The organism is Streptomyces spiroverticillatus (genome assembly GCA_014650415.1).
Taxonomy (GTDB): Bacteria; Actinomycetota; Actinomycetes; order Streptomycetales; family Streptomycetaceae; genus Streptomyces; species Streptomyces spiroverticillatus.
This window is the reverse complement of the sequence record BMUX01000004.1, coordinates 422560-442350: the sequence shown is the minus strand read 5'-3', so window position 1 is coordinate 442350 and position 19791 is coordinate 422560. Positions and strand designations below refer to the sequence as shown.

General features: G+C 71.1%; 18 protein-coding genes. 12 read left to right on the top strand and 6 right to left on the bottom strand.

The window, feature by feature from the left end:
- The first annotated feature begins 38 nt into the window (after positions 1–38).
- Genes IE269_RS13400 through IE269_RS13380 form a run of 5 tightly spaced genes read left to right on the top strand, consistent with a single transcriptional unit; the run spans position 39 to position 5873 of the window.
- Entirely contained in the window at positions 39–1787 is a 1749-nt protein-coding gene (locus IE269_RS13400) for an ABC transporter substrate-binding protein (RefSeq protein ID WP_189823103.1), read from the top strand.
- A 14-nt stretch (positions 1788–1801) separates the two neighbouring features.
- A complete protein-coding gene (locus IE269_RS13395) occupies positions 1802–2779 on the top strand; it encodes an ABC transporter permease (RefSeq protein WP_189823102.1) in 978 nt (325 codons plus the stop codon).
- 37 nt (positions 2780–2816) lie between these two features.
- Complete coding sequence (locus IE269_RS13390) at positions 2817–3803, top strand: ABC transporter permease (protein WP_189823101.1); 987 nt, start codon at positions 2817–2819, stop codon at positions 3801–3803.
- Positions 3803–4825 carry an ABC transporter ATP-binding protein gene (locus tag IE269_RS13385; RefSeq protein WP_189823100.1) on the top strand — a complete coding sequence of 341 codons (1023 nt, stop codon included), beginning with the start codon at positions 3803–3805 and terminating at the stop codon, positions 4823–4825. Before IE269_RS13390 ends, IE269_RS13385 begins: the two co-directional genes overlap by 1 nt.
- Positions 4826–4859: 34 nt before the next feature.
- Entirely contained in the window at positions 4860–5873 is a 1014-nt protein-coding gene (locus IE269_RS13380; protein WP_308436943.1) for an ABC transporter ATP-binding protein, read from the top strand.
- A gap of 52 nt (positions 5874–5925) precedes the next feature.
- Here IE269_RS13380 and IE269_RS13375 read toward each other — a convergent pair whose 3' ends face one another.
- Together IE269_RS13375 and IE269_RS13370 are read right to left on the bottom strand one after the other, a co-directional pair.
- Positions 5926–7989 (bottom strand): S9 family peptidase, encoded by a 2064-nt coding sequence (locus tag IE269_RS13375; protein ID WP_189823099.1) that lies wholly within the window; start codon positions 7987–7989, stop codon positions 5926–5928.
- A gap of 194 nt (positions 7990–8183) precedes the next feature.
- A complete protein-coding gene (locus IE269_RS13370; protein ID WP_229897612.1) occupies positions 8184–9458 on the bottom strand; it encodes an LmeA family phospholipid-binding protein in 1275 nt (424 codons plus the stop codon).
- Between the two features lie 133 nt (positions 9459–9591).
- Between IE269_RS13370 and IE269_RS13365 the strand changes: the two genes are divergently transcribed.
- Positions 9592–10476, top strand: a complete 885-nt coding sequence (locus tag IE269_RS13365) for a PaaX family transcriptional regulator (RefSeq protein ID WP_229897611.1) — start codon at positions 9592–9594, stop codon at positions 10474–10476.
- Between the two features lie 111 nt (positions 10477–10587).
- On the opposite strand, the gene IE269_RS13360 is transcribed toward IE269_RS13365, so the two are convergent.
- The 4 genes from IE269_RS13360 to IE269_RS13345 all read right to left on the bottom strand — a co-directional run bounded on the left by IE269_RS13360 (position 10588) and on the right by IE269_RS13345 (position 14557).
- Positions 10588–11049: a MaoC family dehydratase gene (locus IE269_RS13360; RefSeq protein ID WP_189823097.1), complete on the bottom strand. Its 462-nt coding sequence runs from the start codon at positions 11047–11049 to the stop codon at positions 10588–10590.
- Positions 11050–11069: 20 nt separating this feature from the next.
- On the bottom strand, positions 11070–12596 hold the full coding sequence (locus tag IE269_RS13355; RefSeq protein ID WP_189823096.1) for an acyl-CoA synthetase: 1527 nt from the start codon (positions 12594–12596) through the stop codon (positions 11070–11072).
- A 28-nt stretch (positions 12597–12624) separates the two neighbouring features.
- On the bottom strand, positions 12625–13545 hold the full coding sequence (locus IE269_RS13350; protein ID WP_189823325.1) for an amidohydrolase family protein: 921 nt from the start codon (positions 13543–13545) through the stop codon (positions 12625–12627).
- 85 nt (positions 13546–13630) lie between these two features.
- Positions 13631–14557, bottom strand: a complete 927-nt coding sequence (locus tag IE269_RS13345; protein WP_308436942.1) for an SDR family NAD(P)-dependent oxidoreductase — start codon at positions 14555–14557, stop codon at positions 13631–13633.
- A gap of 303 nt (positions 14558–14860) precedes the next feature.
- On the opposite strand from IE269_RS13345, the gene IE269_RS13340 reads away from it, so the two are divergent.
- From IE269_RS13340 to IE269_RS13315, 6 genes are all read left to right on the top strand, one after another.
- Positions 14861–15286 (top strand): MarR family winged helix-turn-helix transcriptional regulator, encoded by a 426-nt coding sequence (locus tag IE269_RS13340; RefSeq protein WP_189823324.1) that lies wholly within the window; start codon positions 14861–14863, stop codon positions 15284–15286.
- Positions 15287–15368: 82 nt separating this feature from the next.
- The gene (locus IE269_RS13335; RefSeq protein WP_229897610.1) at positions 15369–16757 is read left to right on the top strand and encodes an MFS transporter; all 1389 of its coding nucleotides are present in this window, start codon (positions 15369–15371) and stop codon (positions 16755–16757) included.
- Positions 16754–17545, top strand: a complete 792-nt coding sequence (locus tag IE269_RS13330) for an IclR family transcriptional regulator (protein WP_189823094.1) — start codon at positions 16754–16756, stop codon at positions 17543–17545. The genes IE269_RS13335 and IE269_RS13330 overlap by 4 nt, the downstream gene beginning before the upstream one ends.
- A 73-nt stretch (positions 17546–17618) precedes the next feature.
- Positions 17619–18686, top strand: coding sequence for an aromatic ring-hydroxylating dioxygenase subunit alpha (locus IE269_RS13325; protein WP_189823093.1), 1068 nt, complete (start codon positions 17619–17621; stop codon positions 18684–18686).
- Complete coding sequence (locus tag IE269_RS13320) at positions 18683–18841, top strand: hypothetical protein (RefSeq protein ID WP_189823092.1); 159 nt, start codon at positions 18683–18685, stop codon at positions 18839–18841. The genes IE269_RS13325 and IE269_RS13320 overlap by 4 nt, the downstream gene beginning before the upstream one ends.
- Positions 18838–19791 (top strand): PDR/VanB family oxidoreductase, encoded by a 954-nt coding sequence (locus tag IE269_RS13315; RefSeq protein ID WP_189823091.1) that lies wholly within the window; start codon positions 18838–18840, stop codon positions 19789–19791. Before IE269_RS13320 ends, IE269_RS13315 begins: the two co-directional genes overlap by 4 nt.

The window sequence follows — 19791 nt, the reverse complement described above, 5'->3', positions numbered from 1 at the left end:
GGCCGGGCCCCGGCATGCCCGTATCCCGTGGAGTAGCCATGATCCAGCGCACCCGTATCGCCCTCGCCACCACCCTCGTGACCGCCCTCGCCCTCGGCGCCACGGCCTGCGGCGGAGCCACCAAGAACGACGGCGGCAAGGGCCAGGCCAGGAACAACCCGGCCGCCGCCAACGACGGCAAGATCGTCGGCGGCACCCCGGCCAAGGGCGGCACCCTCACCGTCCTGTCCAACCAGGACTTCTCCCACCTCGACCCGGCGCGCAACTGGGTCATGCCGATCATGGACTTCGGCATCCGGCTGCTCTACCGCACCCTCGTCACCTTCAAGGCCGAACCCGGCAAGAGCGGCAGCGAACTCGTCCCCGACCTCGCCACCGACCTCGGCACGTCCTCCAACGGCGGCAGGACCTGGACCTTCACCCTGAAGAAGGGCCTGAAGTACGAGGACGGATCGGAGATCACGGCGCAGGACATCAAGTACAACGTCGAGCGCTCCTTCGCCCCCGACCTCACCGGCGGCCCCGACTACGCGGCCCGCCTGCTGGCGAACACCAAGGGCTACACCGGCCCCCTGACCGGCAAGCACCTCGACTCGATCAAGACGCCGGACGACCACACCATCGTCTTCGAACTCAACCGCCCCGTCGCCGAGTTCTCCTCCATCGCGACCCTCCCCACCTTCGCGCCGGTGCCCCAGAAGCAGGAGAAGGGCGCCCAGTACGACGCACGGCCGTTCTCCTCGGGACCGTACAAGATCGATTCGTACGCGCGGGACAAGAAGCTCGTCCTGGTGCGCAACCCGCACTGGGACGCGTCCACCGACACGGTCCGCAAGGCCTACCCGGACAAGTTCGTCGTCGTCATGGGCCTCAAGGGCGGCCAGATCGACGACCGCATCATCGCCTCCGGCGGCGCCGACGCCAACGCCGTGCAGTGGTCCGACATGGGCGCGCCGAGCGCCGCCAAGGTGCTGCCCAAGCCCGCCGTCAAGGAGCGGCTGGTCGCGGAGCTGAGCGGTTGCACCACGATGCTCCAGCTCAACACCTCCCGGGCCCCGTTCAACGACCCCAAGGCACGCGAGGCCGTCCAGTACGCCCTGGACAAGGAGGCCGTGGTCACCGCGGGCGGCGGACCCGCGCTCAACGAGATCGCCACCGCCTACATGCCGCCGTCCATGACCGGCGGCAAGCAGCCCGACACCCTCAAGATCGCTCCGGCCGGCGACCCCGAGAAGGCCAAGCAGCTTCTCAAGGAGGCGGGCAAGCCGAGCCTGGACGTCACCCTCACCGTGTCGACGGGCGACAAGGCCCGCGCCGAGGCCGCCCAGCAGGGCCTGGGCAAGGCCGGGATCAAGGTGAAGATCGAGACCGTCGACCCGGCGGCGTACAACGACGCGGTCGGCGCGATCAAGTCCGCCCCCGAGATGGTCTTCGGCGGCTGGTGCCCCGACTACCCCAACGGCTCCTCCTTCCTGCCGTTCGTCTTCGACGGCCGCTTCATCAAGGAGACCGGGAACATGGGCAACAACAGCCAGTTCCGCGACGAGGCGACCATGAAGCGCCTCGACGAGATCGCCGCCATGCCCGACGTCGCCCATGCCGACAAGGCGTGGCTCGACCTCGACGCGCAGATCCTCGCCAAGCACCCCGCCGTACCGATGATCATCGGCCGCAAGCCGCTGCTGGTCGGCACCAACGTCGCGGGCGCGTTCGGCCACCCGGTCTGGTCCGGCCAGCTCGACTACGCGACGATCGGCCTCAAGGACCCCAAGAAGAACCAGGGCTGAGGGTCCGTCAAGCCATGACCGCCACTCCTCCTCTCACCGCGCCGCGGGGGCCGAAATCGCCCCCGCCGGCCGCGGCCGCGGCCGTACCGCCGGGCAGCAGCCCCTGGCAGCTCGCCCGGCGCGAACTGGCCCGCCGCCCGGCCGTCAAGGTCAGCCTCGGCGTCGTCGTCCTGTTCGTACTGATGGCGCTCACCGCGCCCTGGCTGGCCGCCCTCGGCGGCTGGGCCCCCGACGAGTTCGACAAGTCCGCCGTCGACCCCTACCTCGGCGGGCTGCCGATCGGCCCGCTGGGCGGCATCAGCTCCGAGCACTGGCTGGGCGTCGAACCGGGCACCGGACGCGACCTGTTCGCCCGGGTCGTGCACGGAGCGCAGGTCTCGCTGCTGATCGCCTTCACCGCGACCGCCATCGTCGTCCTGGTCGGCACCGCCGCCGGAATCGCCGCAGGCTACTTCGGCGGCAAGGTGGACTCCGCACTCAGCCGCCTGATGGACCTGACCATGTCCTTCCCCTCCCTCATCTTCATGATCGCGATGATGTCGGTGGCCAGGGACGTCAACCGGATCGTCCTGATGACCGCCGTCATCGGCCTCTTCGGCTGGCCCGGCATCGCCCGCGTCGTCCGCGGCCAGACCCTCTCGCTCAAACACCGCGAGTACGTCGACGCCGCCCGCCTCGCGGGCTCGGGACCCTGGCGCATCCTCACCCGCGACGTCCTGCCCGGCGTGCTCGGCCCGGTCATCGCGTACACGACCCTCCTGATCCCCGGCATGATCAGCACCGAGGCGGCGCTCTCCTACCTGGGCGTCGGCGTGCGCCCGCCGACCGCCTCCTGGGGCCAGATGATCGCCGAGAGCGTCACCTTCTACGAGACCGACCCCACCTACTTCCTCATCCCCTCCGCCTTCCTCTTCCTGGCCGTGCTCGCCTTCACCCTCCTCGGCGACGCCCTGCGCGACATCCTCGACCCGAGGGGGGCCCGCAGCGCATGACCGCCCACATCTGCGACCCGGGAGGAGCCCGCAGCGCATGATCACCTATCTCCTGCGCCGCCTCGCCGGCGTCCTCGGGGTGCTGCTGGCCATCGCCGCCGTCACCTTCGTCATCTTCTACGTCCTGCCCGCCGACCCCGCCGCAGCCGCCTGCGGCAAGACATGCAGCCCCGAACGCCTGGAAGCCGTACGCCACCACCTGGGGCTCGACCTCCCGCTGTGGCGGCAGTTCGCCGACTTCCTCACCGGCATCTTCACCGGCCGCACGCTGGGCACCGGGCAGTACGCCCTCCAGTGCGACTTCCCGTGCCTGGGCTACTCGTACGAGAACTCGCTCCCCGTCTGGGACCTGCTGCTCGACCGGCTGCCCGTCTCCGCGTCGCTGGCCGTCGGCGCGGCCGCGCTGTGGCTCGTGCTCGGACTCGGCGCCGGGGTCGTCGCGGCCCTGCGCAAGAACACCCTCACCGACCGCACCCTCATGGTCGGCGCGGTCGCGGCCGCCTCGCTGCCCGTCTACTTCACCTCGGTCATGCTCATCTACGGGGTGATCCGGATCGCCGGAATCCTCCCGTACCCCGAGTACCACGACTTCACCGCAGGGCCCGTGACCTGGGCAATCAACCTGCTGCTGCCGTGGATCGCGCTCGCGCTGCTGTACGCGGCCATGTACGCCCGGCAGAGCCGCGGCTCCATGATCGAAGCGATGGCGGAGCCGTACATCCGCACCGCACGCGCCAAGGGCATGCCCGAACGCACCGTCGTCGTCAAACACGGCCTGCGCTCCGGCATGACCCCCATCCTCACGCTCTTCGGCATGGACCTCGGCGGACTGCTCGCCGGGGCCGTCATCACCGAATCCATCTTCGGACTGCCGGGCGTGGGCCGGCTCTTCTACGGCGCGCTCAGCACCGCCGACCAGCCGGTGGTGCTCGGGGTGACGCTGATGGCCGCCTTCTTCATCGTCGTCGCCAACCTGGTCGTCGACCTGCTCTACGCCGTCGTCGACCCGAGGGTGAGGTACTGATGCTCCTTCAAGTCTCCGATCTGAGCGTGGAGTTCACGACCGATCGTGGTGTTGTGCGTGCCGTCGACGGGATCGGCTTCGGCGTCGAGGCGGGGCGCACGCTGGGCATCGTCGGCGAGTCGGGCTCCGGCAAGTCGGTCACTTCGCTCGCCGTCATGGGCCTGCACCGCAGCGCCCGCGTCGAGGGCTCCATCAAGCTCGACGGGCGTGAGCTGACCGGGCTCCCCGAGAAGGAGCTGTCCACGCTGCGGGGCCGCCGGATGGCGATGATCTTCCAGGACCCGCTGTCCAGCCTCCACCCCTACTACACCGTCGGCGAGCAGATCGCCGAGCACCACCGCGTCCACTTCCGCAGCAGCCGCTCCGTCGCCCGCAGGCGCGCGATCGACATGCTCGGCGAGGTCGGCGTCCCGGAACCAGCCCGCCGGGCGGGGGAGTACCCGCACCAGTTCTCCGGCGGCATGCGCCAGCGCGCCATGATCGCCATGGCGCTCGCCTGCGAACCCGATCTGCTCATCGCGGACGAGCCCACCACCGCCCTCGACGTCACCGTCCAGGCGCAGATCCTGGAGCTGATCGCCCGCCTCCAGCAGGACCGGGGACTCGGCGTCGTCATGATCACCCACGACCTGGGCGTCGTCGCCCGGGTCGCCCACGAGGTCCTGGTCATGTACGGCGGCCGGGCGGCCGAACAGGCCTCGGTGGACGCCCTGTTCACCGCCTCCGCCCACCCGTACACGCGCGGGCTGCTGGACTCGCTGCCCCGCCTCGACGACCCCGACGACGCCCCGCTGCGGGCCATCGCCGGATCACCGCCGTCGCTGCTGGCCCCTGCGGCGGGGTGCGCATTCGCGCCGCGCTGTGCGGCACGGGACGCGGAAGCGGTGGGGCCGGAGCTGCGGGAGCGCTGCGACACCGTACGACCCGCGTTCGTACCCCTGTCGGAACGGTCCGAGGGGTCCCTCGACCACCGGGCCGCCTGTCACCTGACCGCGCCCCTGGCGCAGGAGGCCGTCCGATGACCGCACCCGCCGCCGCACCCCAGGAGGCCGTCCGATGACCGCACCCGCCGCCGCACCCGTCGAGGCGCAGACGGGCGCACCGCTGCTGTCGGTGCGCGACCTCACGATGACCTTCCCCGGGAAGCGCACCCGGTCGGGGCGAAAGAGCCCCGGAATCAAGGCGGTTGACGGGGTGAGCTTCGATCTCGGGGCGGGGGAGACGCTGGGTCTGGTCGGCGAGTCGGGGTGCGGGAAGTCGACCACCGGGCGGATGATCGTCCGTCTCCTGGAACCGACCTCCGGCAGCGTCTCCTTCGACGGCGCCGACATCACCCATCTGAAACCGTCCGCGATGCGCCCGCACCGCAAGCACCTCCAGATGGTCTTCCAGGACCCGCACTCCTCGCTGAATCCCCGTCAGACGGTAGCGCGCATCATCGCGGACCCGCTGTTGGTGCAGGGAAAGTCGGTGGCCCAAGCCCGCGCCAGGGCAGCCGAGTTGATGGAACTGGTCGGGCTCATCCCCGAGCACATCGACCGCTATCCGCACGAGTTCTCCGGCGGCCAGGCACAGCGCATCGGCATCGCCCGCTCGCTGGCCACCGACCCCCGTCTGGTCGTCGCCGACGAACCCGTCTCCGCGCTCGACGTCTCCGTACAGGCGCAGGTCGTCAACCTGATGGAGCGGCTGCGGCGCGAACTCGGCCTCGCGTACGTCTTCATCGCGCACGACCTGTCCGTGGTCAAGCGGGTCTGCGACCGGGTCGCCGTCATGTACCTGGGCCGGATCGTCGAGATCGGCGACAAGCACGAGGTGTACGACAACCCCGCCCACCCCTACACCAAGGCCCTGCTCTCCGCCGTCCCGCTGCCCGACCCGGCCGCCGAGCGGGCCCGCGAACGCATCACCCTCCTCGGCGACCCGCCGAGCCCGGCCTCCCCGCCGCCCGGCTGCACCTTCCACCCGCGCTGCCCGAGGGCGCAGGACGTCTGCCGCACCGAGCGGCCGCTGCTGAGGATCGGGATGCCGGGGGAGCGGCGGGAGGTGGCCTGCCACTTCCCGTACTGAGGGCACGAAGAAGCCCCGGGACCCTGCGGGGCCCCGGGGCTTCTTCGCGTGACTACAACACCCGCTTCAGGAAAGCCAGATCGTGCTCCATCAGCTGCTCCCGCACCCCGCCCGGCGTCATGTGCGAGATCCCCGGCAGCGTCAGCAGCTCGTGCTCCCGGCCCGCCTCGGTCAGCGCCTCCGACAGACGGAAGGTGTGCGTCGGGTGCACGTTGTCGTCGGCGAGGCCGTGCACCAGCAGCAGCGGACGGCTCAGCCCGGCGGCGTCACCGCGCAGCGAGTCCGCCTCGTACACCTCGGGGTTCTCCTCGGGCAGCCCCAAGTACCGTTCCGTGTACGCCGTGTCGTACTCCCGGAAGTCGGTGGGCGGCGCACCCGCCACCCCCGCGTGGAACACGTCCGGCCGCCGCAGCACCGCGAGCGCCGCCAGGTAGCCGCCGTACGACCAGCCGCGCACCGCGACCCGGGTCAGGTCCAACTCCGGGTGCAGCGAACCGAGTTCGTGCAGCGCCGCCACCTGGTCGTCGAGCGTGATGCGGGAGAAGTCCCGGTACATGGCGTGCGTGAACGCGGGCGAGACGTTCGAGGTGCCCCGGTTGTCGACCGTCACCACCGCGAAGCCCTGGTCGGCCCACCACTGCCGGTGCTGCTGCGCCTGCGGGTCGCTGGTCACGGCCTGCGCGCCCGGACCGCCGTACACGTCCAGGAGTACGGGCAGCCGCTCCCCGGCGACATGCCCGCGCGGCAGCACCACCTGAGTCGGGAGGCGGTGGGTGGTGACCCGGGCGAAGCGCGGCGCGACCGTGTACGGCAGCGGCTCGGCGAGGCTGCGCAGTTCCAACTCCCGGCCGTCGGAGGTGCGTACGGTACGCCGGACCTGCTCGCCCGGTACCGCCGACACGATCAGCAGCGCCCCGGACGACACCACCACGGCGTGCACCCCGGGGCCCTCGGTCAGCGGACGCACCGCCCCGCTCGCCGGGTCGATCAGGACGACATGCTGGTCGGCGGGCTCGTCGAGAGCCGCCTCGACCACGAGCGAGCCCTCGAACTCGCCCGCGAAAGAGCGCACTTGGAGTTCGGGCCCGGTGAGCAGCCGCCCGTCCGCCACCAGTGCCTGCGCACCGCCGTCCACGGTCTCGCCCGGCGTCAGAATCCGACCATCCGTCAATTCGGCCGGAGTGCCCGGCACTTGCTCCACCCACAGTGCGTGCGTCGTCCGCGACAGCACCCGGGTGGTGCCCGATGCCGGGTCTGCTGCCAGCCAGAGCAGCTCGCGCTGGAGCCGGTCCTGCACCGTCAGCCGGATCTCGGTGTCCGACTGCCACCCGGCGTCCGTGACGTACGGGTGCGCCGACGTGTCCCACTCCAGGTGTACGTGGTGGCCCTCGCCCAGTGCCCACAGCTGCACGTCCGCGTTCGGGCCGCCGGCCTGCGGGTACGCGAACTCGCCGCCGTAGTCCAGGCGGGGCAGCGCCGACTCGTCCACCCGGGCGGCCAGCAGGGTGCGGCCGTCCGGCGCCCACCAGTGGCCGCGAGAGCGGCCCAGCTCCTCGGCCGCCGCGAACTCGGCGACACCCCAGCGGGCGCCGTCCTCCGGGGAGACCTGCGCGGTGACGTCCCGGTCGCAGTCCACGACGTACAGGCGGTTCTCGCTGACGTACGCGATCCGTGAGCCGTCCGCGTTCGGGCGCGGGTCGAAGACCGGGCCCGGCGTGGGGAGTTCCTGCGGCTGCGGCTTGGCGTCCGGGGCGGTGGCGACGCGGAACAGGCGGCCGTACAGGGCGAAGACGGCGAAGCGGCCGTCACCGGAGAGCACGTACGAGCCGATACCGGCCGCGACGAGACGGATGCGCTCCCTCAACTGCCTTTCCACCAGCGGGGGTTCGCCGCCGCTCGGGGCGAGGGTGCGGCAGTCGGTGAGCCGGTGCTCCTCGCCGGTGGCGGTGTCCAGGATCCAGAGGTCGTCGTACGGGTCGGTGGGTCCGGCCGAGCGCAGGAAGAAGAGGCGCGCGCCGTCGTCGGCGAAGGAGGTGGCGCGCGGGGCGCCGTAGGAGAAGCGGGCGGTGCGGGCGGAGAGGGCGAGGAAGGGGTCGCTCAGGGGTTCCAGGGGCATGGGGAGATCGTCGCCGGAGGGTGGTGCGGAGGTCAAGGAGTGGTATGTGAAATTGCACTGCGGGTCGTTTGGGTGTGGCGTAAGGGGTGCACGGGGGCGGGGTGTTCCGGTCCCGAGTGGTTGCACCTCCGGCGGAGCCCCCAGGGCGCGCGAAGGGCCGGGCGCCGCCGCGCCCGGCCCCGTACACGCGCGGCCTACTTGCCCGCCACGTCCCCGAACGTCAGCCCCGTCCCGTTCAGGTCCGCCCGGATGCCCTCCGGCTCGACCTTGATGTCCCGCAGCCGCAGCTCGCCCGGCGTCTTCGGCAGCCGGAAGGACATCGACAGCTTCTCCGACAGCTCCGGCGGACGCATCGCCAGCAGCGAGGCGATCATCTTCGGGTCGATGCCCACCTTCTTCAGCAGCCACGGGTGGTCGGCCACGACGTCCACCAGGTTGAGCTTCATCAGCTGCTGTACGAACCGGGGCGAACCGGTCAGCCGGTGCAGCTCCTCCTCGCTGTGCAGCGCCTTGTCCACCCACTCCTTGGGCACTCCCAGCCGCTCCACCACGGCGGGCACCGCGAGCAGCGACTTGATCTTGGCGCCCTCCTTGGCGAGCCGCGCCGCCGCCTCGGGGTGCAGGCGCAGCCCGGAGGTGGCGCGGTCCTTGCCCGGGCGGTAGGTGATCAGGCCGGGAATGTCGACACGCATGTTGCTGATGGTGGTCGACACCGCCTGGTCGCCGTCACGCTTGATGTGCGCCTCCGCGCCGAGCAGCACCTTCGTACCGGCGATGGGGAGTTCGCCGCTGACCTTGATGCGGTTCTCGCCGTCCTTCTTGAACTTGGCCTGGGACGAGCCGAGTTCACGGTTGAGGTCGTCGAAGGAGAGCAGGACGTCGCCGTCCACGCTGCCGATGACCGCGCCCTGGATGGACGTGGGCAGCGAGCCCACGATGCTGATGTCACGCGCGGTGGCCCGCACCTCGGCGATCGACACGCGGTCGGCAGCCACGTCCGGGACCGCGACGTCGACCCGGTCGAGCCGCTTGTCGAAGACCTGGGTCAGGAACGGGAAGCCGTGGATGTCGACCTCGGGACGCGTCGCCAGATGCATCGTGTCCTTGAGCTTCTCCTCGGCCTTGTCCTGCGCGTACATCACCGCGAACCGGTCGCCGAGCAGCAGGAACGCGCAGACGACCAGCAGGGTCACGGCCACCTTGAACACCACGGGTATCGCGCCGAAACGGCTGCGGCCCCGGTGGTTGGGCGGCTCCCAGGCGTCGTCGTCCTCGTCGTCGTCATCCGACTTCAGGCCGAGGCCGAGCAGGCGCTCGTCGGGCTCGTAGGCGGCGTAGTCCGGCTCAGGGGGAGCGAGGGCGGCCAGCTCGTCGTACGGGTTGCGGGGGCGGCCGGTGTGGGGGAGGCCGCCGTGGCTGGTGTCGGAGTGGCCGGTGTTGTCGTGGGGATGGTCGGGATGAGCGGTCATGCGTGTGGGGGGTCGCATCGCAGCATCCCACCATGCGAACCACCCTCGAACGCAAGCTCGATGACCGGCTCCGGGTGGTTTGGGGCGTATTGCCGTCGGCGAGTGCGCGCCGACGGACGGTTACGGTGGGGGTGTGACCAGCGAAGAAGCCCTGCGCCCGCAGTCGTTGATGCTGACCTTCCTCGGTGATCAGGTCCTCGGGCGGGACGTGTGCGTGTACTCGGGCAGTGTGATCGAGGTGTTCGCGCGCGCGGGCGTCGGCGAGCAGGCGACGCGCTCGACACTGACCCGGATGGCCGGGCGCGGCCTGCTGCGCAAGCAGCGCGAGGGGCGGCGCATGTACTTCGGCCTCACCGCCCGCTCCGAGGAGATCCTGCGCGACGGCGACCGCCGGGTCTGGCACACCGGCGCGGTCAACCGCGACTGGGACGGCACCTGGACCCTGCTGGGCTTCTCGCTGCCCGAGTCCTGGCAGCGGCAGCGGCACGACCTGCGCTCCCGGCTGGTGTGGAGCGGATTCGGGCCGCTGTTCGGCGGGCTGTGGATCGCGCCCGGCGAGGTCGACGTGGCCTCCCTGGTCGCGGAACTGGGGCTGGCCGCCCATGTGAAGGTCTTCCGGGCGCACGCCGACGCGGGCACCGACATCGGCGCGATGATCGAGGAGGCGTGGGACCTGCCCGAACTCGCGGGCCGTTATGAGGAGTTCGTACGACGCTGGATTCCGCTGGAGAGTGCCGGGGGCCTCGCCGGAGCCCCGGCCGATCGCTCGGCCGACGTCGCAGCCGACGCCTCGGCCGCCATCGAGGACCCGCTGGCCCTGCGGCTGCGGCTGGCCGCGGAGTGGCTGCGGATCATCCGGGGTGATCCGCGGCTGCCGGTGAAGCACCTGCCGGACGACTGGCCGGCCGAGCAGGCCGAGAAGACGTTCCGCGCGGTCCACGCCCGGCTGGGAGAGGGGGCACGGGAGTCGGCGGAACGGCTTCTGGACCTGGTGGCGGTGCGGCCGGACGAGGGCTGAGCGGGGAGAGGCTGCGGGCGCACCCGCGCCAAGCCTCAGACGTACCGCCAAGCCTCAGACGTACCGCCAAGCCTCAGGCGTACCGCCAAGCCTCAGGCGTACCGCCAAGCCTCAGGCGTACATCCGCGTCACACTCTCCAGCACGCACGCGGGCTTCGCCGAGCCCTCGATCTCGATCGTCCCGGACACGGTGAGCTGCACCCCGTCGCCCGCCACCTCCGTCACCTCGACCAGCGTGGCCGACAGCCGCAGTCGGGAGTCCACCTTCACGGGGGCGGGGAAACGCACCTTGTTGAGGCCGTAGTTGACCTTCGTGGTGACGCCCCGGACGTCGAGCAGCTCGGTGAACAGCGGGATGAAGAGCGACAGCGTGAGGTATCCGTGCGCGATCGGCGCGCCGAACGGGCCGTCCTTCGCGCGCTCGGGGTCGGTGTGGATCCACTGGTGGTCGCCGGTCGCGTCCGCGAAGCCGTTGATCCGGTCCTGCGTGACGGTGATCCAGTCACTGGTGCCCAGGTCGCTGCCCGCCAGCTTCTTGAGTGCGTCCAGGCCGTCGACGGTGAGGGTGGTCATGGGAGTTCCTCTTTCGTGTGTCAGGAGTCTTGTGTGCCGTAAAGAGCGCGAACGCGCGGCTTGACGAGCTTTCCCGAGGCGGTGCGCGGTAGTTCGGCGGCCACCACCAGGGACTTGGGGATCTTGTACTTGGCGAGCCGCCCGGTCAGCGACGCGAGGATCTCCTCCGGCTCCGCCTTCGCGTCGTCCCGTACGACGACCACCGCGCGCGGCACCTCGCCCCAGCGCGCATCGCCCACGCCGATGACGGCGCACTCCACGACGTCGGGGTGGGCGAGCAGGGCGTCCTCGACCTCGGCCGGGTAGATGTTCTCGCCACCGGAGATGATCATGTCCTTGAGGCGGTCGACGATGCTGACGAAGCCGTCCGCGTCCACCCGCGCCATGTCCCCGGTACGGAACCACCCGTCGCGGAACGCCTCCGCGCTCTCCGCCGGGAGCCCCCAGTACCCGGGCATCACGTGCGGCCCGCGCACCTGGACCTCGCCCAGCTCCCCGACCGGCACCGGCTCGCCGTCGGGGCCGACGACGGCGACGTCGCTGAAGAAGTGCGGGACGCCCGCCGTGCCCGCCTTCGCCACCGAGTGCTCGGCGGCCAGGAAGAGCGTGCCGGGCGCGGCCTCCGTCATCCCGTACCCCTGCTGGAAGGTGAGGCCGCGGCGCTGGTACGTCTCGATGAGGCCGGTCGGCACCGGGGCGCCGCCGCAGCTGAGGTGGCGCATCGTGGAGAGGTCGGCGGTGGGCCAGCGGGGGTGGCGGGCCATCAGGTCGTACATGGTCGGCACACCGAACATGAAGGTGATGCGGTGTTCCTCGACGAGGTCGAAGGTGGAGTCCGGGTCGAAGGACTCGACCAGGACGCAGGTCCCGCCCTTGAGGAGCACCGGCAGGGTCAGCATGTTGAGGCCGGCGGTGTGGAACAGGGGGGCGGACACCAGGGCCCGTTCGTCGGCGGCGAGGTCCTGGTCGATGAGGACGTTGACCGCGTTCCAGACGAGGTTGGCGTGGGTGAGCATGGCGCCCTTGGGGCGGCCGGTGGTGCCCGAGGTGTACATGATGATGCAGACGTCGTCCGGGGAGACCGGCTCGTCGATGGTCGCGGCCGGGGCCGCGGCGAGTGCCGCCTCGTAATCCGGGCCGACTTCCAGCAGGTCAAGGGCTGTTGTGAGGGTTGTGCCCGGGGCGTTGTCAGTGGTGCCGTGCACACTGGGGTGGTGGATCAGGATGCGGGCTCCCGAATCCGCGAGCTGGTAGGCGATCTCGGGCATCGCCAACCGGGTGTTGAGGGGTACGAAGACGGCGCCGAGGAGACCGGAGGCGAAGAGGGTCTCCAGGAAGGAGGGGTGATTGGGGCCGAGATGAGCGACCCGGTCGCCGCGCCGCACGCCGCGTGCGTGCAGGACGTGGGCGAGCCGGGTGGAGCGGTCGTGGAGGTCGGCGTAGCTGAACGACCGGTGTCCGTCGGTGCGTTGGTGGATCAGTGCGGTGCGGTGCGGGGTCTTGCGGGCACGGCGTGCGGGCCAGGACCCGATTCCCTCGTTGCGCATCGTTGCGTCCCCCTTCGGAGGTGGCGGATCACTGGGCGGCGGAGTGCTCCGGACCGGTGGCGGTGCCGGTGTCCGTGCCGGAACCGAGGCCGAGCAGCCGGACCGCGTTGTCCTTCAGGATCTTCGGACGGACCTCGTCCTTGATGCCCAGCTTGTCGAAGTCGGCGAGCCAGCGGTCCGGGGTGAGGACCGGATAGTCGGAGCCGAAGAGGACCTTGTCCTTGAGGAGGGTGTTGGCGTACTGGACGAGCTGCGGCGGGAAGTACTTCGGCGACCAGCCGGACAGGTCGATGTGGACGCCCGGTTTGTGGGTGGCGACCGCGAGGGCCTCGTCCTGCCAGGGGAAGGAGGGATGAGCCAGGATGATCTTCAAGTGCGGGAAGTCGGCGGCGACGTCGTCGACGTGCATCGGGTTGGAGTACTTCAGCCGAATACCCCCGCCGCCCGGCACCCCGGCGCCGATGCCGGTCTGCCCGGTGTGGAAGAGGGCGACGGCCCCGGCCTCCTCGATCACCTCGTACAGCTCGTAGGCGAGGCGGTCGTTGGGGAAGAAGCCCTGGATGTTCGGGTGGAACTTGAAGCCCTTGACTCCGTACTCCTCCACCAGCCGGCGCGCCTGGCGCACTCCCGCCTTCCCCCGGAACGGGTCGATCGAGGCGAACGGGATCAGCACGTCCGCGTTGGCGGCGGCGGCCTCGGCGACCTCGTCGTTGGGGACGGGCGCGGTGCCGGTGGCGTGCTCGGCGTCGACGGTGAAGACCACGGCGGCCATCCGGCGTTCGCGGTAGTACGCGGCGATCTCGGGCAGGGTGGGCTTGCGGTTGCGGCCGTCCAGCTTGAAGTAGGCGCTGGAGGCGTCGGCCAGGTCGTCGTCGAGGGAGACGTTGCCCTTGGCGGAGACCTCGGCGTGGGTGTGCACGTCGACGGCGACGAGGTCGGCGACGTTCATGACGGGGGCTGCGTTCGTCGTGCTTGCGGGGTCCGTGGTGCTTGCGGGGTCCGTCATGTGTACGGGGTCCGTGGTGCTCACGGGTTCACGCCTCCTGGCTCGACGGGATCTTCGGGGCCGGGATGCCCACCGTTTGCGGTGCGGCGCCCACCGAGGTGTGCCAGGACGCGGCGATGGTCTGCGGGCTCCAGCCGCCGTCCGCGTACGCGACCGACACCTCCTGCGGGTGCGACCACAGGGTGAGCCGGTCGCCGCCGACGCCGATGCACTGGCCGGTGACGTCGCGCGCCGCCTCCGAGGCGAGGAACGGCACGAGCGCCGCGCAGTCCTCGGCGGTGCCGAAGCCCTCGCCCTTGCGCAGGAACTCCGGCAGCGGCTCGCCGCCCCGCAGCGCCTCCACGTACGGGGCGAAGGCCGGGATGGTCTCGGTCATCGCGGTCGCCGCGACCGGCACGATCGCATTCACGGTGATGTTCGCCCGGCCCAGCTCCATCGACCAGGTGCGGGCCATCGCCGCGATGCCCGCCTTGGCGGCGGCGTAGTTGGTCTGCCCGAAGTTGCCGCGCTGGCCGGCGGGGGAGCCGACCAGGATCAGGCTGCCGCCCTCGCCCTGCTCCCGCATCCGCACCGCCGCGGCCCGTGCGCAGGTGAAGGTGCCGCGCAGGTGCACGCCGATCACGGTGTCGAAGTCCTCGTCGGACATTTTCCACAGAACCTTGTCGCGCAGCACGCCCGCGTTGGTGACCAGCACGTCGAGCCGCCCGAACTCCGAGACCGCCCGGCCGACCAGCCGTTCGGCCGCCTCGGTCGTGCCCACGGCCGCCACCTCGGCGACCGCGGTGCCGCCCGCCTCGCGGATCGCCTTGACGGCCGCTTCGGCGACGGCCTCGTCGAGGTCGTTGACGACGACGGACGCGCCGGCCGCCGCCAGCGCCTGGGCATAGGCGAGTCCGAGGCCGCGTCCGCTGCCGGTGACGAGGGCAACCTTGCCGGTCAGATCGAGAGAAGGCACAGAAGTGTCCTTACGCATCAAGGGGGTTGAGGGAAGGGGTGAGCGGCACCGGAGTCTGACCTGAGCCGGACCCGGGCCGGACTCCGTCGCCCAGATCGAAGCTAGGGACAATCATTGTTGATGTCAATGGTTGTTGGCACATTCGATCTGCGTCATGCTGTGCCCCGTACGCCGCACGCGCCGATCAGGGAGCCCGTCATCACCAAGCCCGCCGCATCCGCACCCGCACCCGCGCCCGCATCCGCATCCGCATCCGCACCCGCACCCGCACCCGAAGAGTCCATTGACGCCCGCGAGCCCTGGATGCTCGGCCTGCACGCCGACACCGGCTACCTGCTCTACCGGCTCGGCCTGCGCTCCGGGCAGCTCTTCAACACCTCGCTCCAGGAGTCCGGTCTGCGCCTGCGCCACTACGCGCTGCTGCGCTTCCTCGCCGGTTCCGAGGGTGCGCTCCAGCGCGAGCTGAGCGCCCGGCTCGGCTACGACCCGAGCGCGATCGTCGGCCTGGTCGACGACCTGGAACGCCTCGGCTTCGCCGAACGCCGCCCGGCTCCCGGTGACCGCCGAAGCCGCGTCGTCGTGCTCACGGAAGCGGGCCGCGCGTTCCTCAAGAGCACCGAAGCCGCAGGTGAGCGCGTCACCGACGACTTGCTCGCCCCGCTCGACCCGGCCGAGCGCGACACCCTGCACGCCCTGCTGCGCCGCGTCGCGGAAGCGGGTCTCGGCTGATCAATGTTGTGCAGAATATTGACGGCCGTCGGGAGGGTGCCTAATTTCGCGGTGACATTGGCCCGGCCCCAGGGAGCCCGACGTGCAGTCACCCCGTCCCCCCGCCAGTCAAGACCCCCTCCAGCAGAAGCAGTTGCGCCGCGTCGCGCTCTCCGGCCTGCTCGGCACCGCCGTGGAGCTCTACGATTTCCTCGTCTACGGCACGGTCGCCGCCCTCGTCTTCGGCGAGCTGTTCTTCCCCGAGGCGGACCCGGCCGTCGGCACCATCGCGGCCTTCGGCACCTTCGCCGCGGGCTACCTCGCCCGCCCGCTCGGCGGCATCGTCTTCGGCCACTTCGGCGACCGCGTCGGCCGCAAATCCATCATGCTGCTGACCATGCTCATGATGGGCACGGGCAGTTTCCTCATCGGCCTGCTACCCACCTACGACGCCATCGGCGTCTGGGCCCCGGTCCTGCTGGTCACCCTGCGCGTGGTGCAGGGCCTGGCGATCGGCGGCGAATGGGGCGGCGCGACCCTCATGGTCGTGGAACACGTCGAGCACGCGGGTGGCAAGCGCCGCGGCCTGTGGTCCAGCGCCACCCAACTCGGCGCCCCGCTCGGCTCGGTGCTCTCCGCCGGAGTCGTCACCCTCGTCTCCGCCCTCCCCGACGACGACTTCCGCAGCTGGGGCTGGCGCATACCGTTCCTGCTCAGCGTGGTGCTGCTCGGCGTCGGCCTCTTCGTACGCCTGAAGGTCACCGAAAGCCCGCTCTTCCAGGAGGCCCGGCGCACACAGGAGTCGACGGCCACCCCGCCGAAACCCCCCATCCTGGAACTCCTGCGCAAGCCGAAGCCCGTCCTCCAGGCGGCCTGTGTCGGCATCGGCGCGTTCACCGCACAGTCCCTGCTGACCGGCTTCATGATTTCGTACGCCGTCACCCACGGGTACACCCGCCCACAGGTCCTCACCGCCGTCACCCTCGCCTCGGTGGTCGCCCTCTTCGTCCTCCCCGCCGCCTCCGCCTTCTCCGACCGCGTCGGCCGGCGCCCCGTCGTCCTCGCCGGGGCCGTCGCCTCCGCAGCCCTCGCCTTCCCGATCGTCGCGCTGGTCGACTCGGGCTCTCCCGGCCTGCTGATCCTGGCGATCTGCCTCGGCCACGGCGTCGCCCAGTCCACGATGTACGGCCCGCTGGGCGCCCTCCTCTCCGAAATGTTCGGCACCCGCGTCCGCTACACCGGCGCATCCCTCGGCTACCAGGGCGCGACCCTCATCGGCGCAGGCTTCTCCCCGTTGATCGCCGGCAGCCTCCTCGCCGCCTACAAGGGCAGCAGCACCCCGCTCGCCGTACTCCTGTGCGCGGGCGCGCTCATCACCGTCATCACCCTGTGGTTCATGCGCGAGACCAGCGGCGAAGCCCTCGTCACGGACGGGCCCGCGGGGACCTCGGGAGCGAGGCCCCGGACCCCCAGTGATCAGATGACCCCGTGACCGCCAAGCCCCCGCCGCCCCGCGACGCACCCGCCCGGCTCCTCGCCGTCCTCGGCGCGTTCGACCACGCGCACCCGGCGCTCATGCTGACCGACATCGCCAAGCGGGCCGGGCTCACCCTCACCACCGCGCACCGGCTCGTCGGCGCGCTCACCGCGTGGGGCGCACTGGAGCGGGACGCGGCCGGGACGTACCACATCGGACTGCGCCTGTGGGAGACCGCAGCCCTTGCCCCGCGCGGGCTCGGGCTGCGGCAGGTTGCCCTGCCCTTCCTGGAGGACCTGTACGAGGCGACCCACGAGAACGTGCAGTTCGCGGTGCGCGACGGCACGGAGGTCGTCTACATCGAGTGGCTTTCGGGCCGTTCGGCGGTAGGGGTACGGACAAGGGTCGGCGCCCGGTGGCCCCTGCACGCCACCGGGGTCGGCCTCGCCCTGCTCGCGCACGGCGACGCCGCGCTCCAGGAGGCGTACACGAGCAGCCCGCTGGCCGCGTTCACCCCGTACACGATCACCGACCCGGCCCGGCTGCGCCGCGTGCTGGCCGAAGTGCGGCGCACCGGCTGCGCGGTGAGCGGCCGTCAGATCACTGACGACGCCCTGTCCGTGGCCTCCGCCGTGCGCGGCCCGGACGGGTCGGTCGTCGCCGCCGTCTCGGTCGTCGTGCCCGAACGGGGCGCGCAGGTACCGGCGTTGATACCCGCCGTCCGCCTCGCCGCACGCGGCATCTCCCGGGCGCTCGGCTGGCAGCCCAAGCCGGAACCGTACGCGGAAGGCCCTCCCGCCTGACGTACACAGAAGGACCTTCCGCCTGACGGAAGTCGCCTTGCCGCCCGGTGGCCCGCGTCACGACCGTAAGCGCATGACCTCCACCAGCACGCCCTTCGCCCGCAACCAGTGGTACGTCGCCGCCTACGCCCACGAGATCGGCCGCGAACTCCTCGGCCGTACGATCCTCGGCGAGCCCGTCGTGCTCTACCGCACCGAGGACGACCACACCCCCGTCGCCCTCGCCGACCGCTGCGTGCACCGGCGCTTCCCGCTCTCCGAGAGCCGCCTCGACGGCGACCGCATCGTCTGCGGCTACCACGGCTTCACCTACGACACCACCGGCACCTGCGTCTCCGTGCCCGGCCAGAAGCGCGTCCCGCGCACCGCCCGCGTCGCCTCCTATCCACTCGTCGAGCAGGACGCCCTGATCTGGATCTGGATCGGCGACCCGGCCCTCGCCGACCCGCAGACCATTCCGCGCGCCCGCCACCTCGCCGACCCGGCGTGGACGACCGTCACCGGCATGGAGCCCATCGACGGCGACTACGGCCTCCTTGTCGACAACCTCATGGACCTCTCCCACGAGACGTATCTGCACGGCGGCTGCATCGGCACCCCCGAGGTCGCCGAGACCCCCATCACCACCGAGGTCGACGAGGACGCCGGCATCGTGCGCGTCAGCCGCCACATGGACGACGCCGCATGCCCGCCCTTCTACGCCCGCTCCACCGGAATCGACGGCCGGATCACCCGCTGGCAGGACATCGAGTACTTCGCCCCCTGCCTCTACCTCCTGCACAGCCGCATCGCACCCGTGGGCGTCCTCCCCGAGGCGGACGGCACCGACCCGAACGCCTTCCACACCGAGATCACGTACGCCATCACCCCCTCCAGCGAGGGCAAGGTCTACGACTTCTGGGCGGTCTCCCGCGACTTCGCCACCGACGACGCCGAAGTGACCGCGTTCCTGCGGGACTTCAACCACGAGGTCGTCATGCAGGACGTCAACGCCCTCAACCTCCTCCAGCGCACCCTGGACACCGAGCCCGACGGCTACCAGGAACTCAGCATCAACATCGACACCGGCGCCCTCGCCGCCCGCCGCATCCTCGCCCGCCTGGCCGAAGAGGGCGCCAAGCCGGTGGAGGCGGTGCGATGACCGGCGGAGATACGTCCGGGAAGGTGTACCGCATCCACTGGCTCCCCGGCACCGACCGCCTGCACGGCACCTGCCACTGCGGCGCCGAGCACACCGCCCAGGACCCGGTCGAGATGTGGGACTGGATGCTGTCCCACCCCGAAGGACACCAATGACGACGACGTGCGACCTCGAACTGTCCGTGGAGCAGGCGGAGTTGATCGCTGACGGCGTCCTCGCGCTCACCCTCCGCGCCCCGGACGGCGCCGACCTCCCCGCCTGGGATCCCGGCGCCCACATCGACCTGGTGCTCACCCCCGACCTGATCCGCACCTACTCCCTCTGCGGCGACCCCGCCGACCGCCGCACCTGGCGCATCGCCGTCCTCAACGAGCCTGCGGGGCGCGGTGGTTCAGCCCACGTCCACCGCGAACTGGCACCCGGCACGAAGGTCACCGCCCGCGGCCCCCGCAACCACTTCCCCCTCCACCCCGCGCCCCGCTACCGCTTCGTCGCGGGCGGCATCGGCATCACCCCGCTGCTCCCGATGCTCGCGGCGGCGGAGTCCGTCGGCGCCGAGTGGACACTCCTCTACGGAGGCCGCACCCGCCAATCCATGGCGTACGCCGACGAGTTGACCGCCCGCTACGGCCCCGGCCGCATCCGCATCGCCCCGCACGACGAGACCGGTCTGCTCGACCTGCCCGCCGCCCTCGCCGACCCCGACCCGGACACCCGCGTCTACTGCTGCGGCCCGACCCCGCTCCTCGACGCCGTCACCGCCCACCACACCGCGAACTGGCCGCCCGGAACCCTCCACCTGGAGCGCTTCCAGCCCCTGGAGCAGGAGACCCCTCTCGACTCCTTCGAGCTCGAACTCGCCCGCTCCACGCGGACGTTGACCGTCACCCCGGACCAATCCGTCCTTGAGGCCGTCCGCTCGGCAGGCGTCGAAGTCCTCTACTCCTGCACCGAGGGCACCTGCGGCACCTGCGAGACCGACGTGCTCGACGGCGTCCCCGACCACCGCGACACGGTCCTCACCGACGCCGAACGCGCCACCAACGAGACCATGATGATCTGCGTCTCCCGCTGCAAGGGAACCCGCCTGGTCCTCGACCTCTAG

What these genes read in the sequence shown, in the direction of transcription:
- IE269_RS13400 (WP_189823103.1), top strand. Translation starts at nt 39, where the DNA reads ATGATCCAGCGCACCCGTATCGCCCTCGCCACCACCCTCGTGACCGCC.
- IE269_RS13395 (WP_189823102.1), top strand. Translation starts at nt 1,802, where the DNA reads ATGACCGCCACTCCTCCTCTCACCGCGCCGCGGGGGCCGAAATCGCCC.
- IE269_RS13390 (WP_189823101.1), top strand. Translation starts at nt 2,817, where the DNA reads ATGATCACCTATCTCCTGCGCCGCCTCGCCGGCGTCCTCGGGGTGCTG.
- IE269_RS13385 (WP_189823100.1), top strand. Translation starts at nt 3,803, where the DNA reads ATGCTCCTTCAAGTCTCCGATCTGAGCGTGGAGTTCACGACCGATCGT.
- IE269_RS13380 (WP_308436943.1), top strand. Translation starts at nt 4,860, where the DNA reads ATGACCGCACCCGCCGCCGCACCCGTCGAGGCGCAGACGGGCGCACCG.
- IE269_RS13375 (WP_189823099.1), bottom strand. Translation starts at nt 7,989, where the DNA reads ATGCCCCTGGAACCCCTGAGCGACCCCTTCCTCGCCCTCTCCGCCCGC.
- IE269_RS13370 (WP_229897612.1), bottom strand. Translation starts at nt 9,458, where the DNA reads ATGACCGCTCATCCCGACCATCCCCACGACAACACCGGCCACTCCGAC.
- IE269_RS13360 (WP_189823097.1), bottom strand. Translation starts at nt 11,049, where the DNA reads ATGACCACCCTCACCGTCGACGGCCTGGACGCACTCAAGAAGCTGGCG.
- IE269_RS13355 (WP_189823096.1), bottom strand. Translation starts at nt 12,596, where the DNA reads ATGCGCAACGAGGGAATCGGGTCCTGGCCCGCACGCCGTGCCCGCAAG.
- IE269_RS13350 (WP_189823325.1), bottom strand. Translation starts at nt 13,545, where the DNA reads ATGAACGTCGCCGACCTCGTCGCCGTCGACGTGCACACCCACGCCGAG.
- IE269_RS13340 (WP_189823324.1), top strand. Translation starts at nt 14,861, where the DNA reads ATGCTCGGCCTGCACGCCGACACCGGCTACCTGCTCTACCGGCTCGGC.
- IE269_RS13325 (WP_189823093.1), top strand. Translation starts at nt 17,619, where the DNA reads ATGACCTCCACCAGCACGCCCTTCGCCCGCAACCAGTGGTACGTCGCC.
- IE269_RS13320 (WP_189823092.1), top strand. Translation starts at nt 18,683, where the DNA reads ATGACCGGCGGAGATACGTCCGGGAAGGTGTACCGCATCCACTGGCTC.
- IE269_RS13315 (WP_189823091.1), top strand. Translation starts at nt 18,838, where the DNA reads ATGACGACGACGTGCGACCTCGAACTGTCCGTGGAGCAGGCGGAGTTG.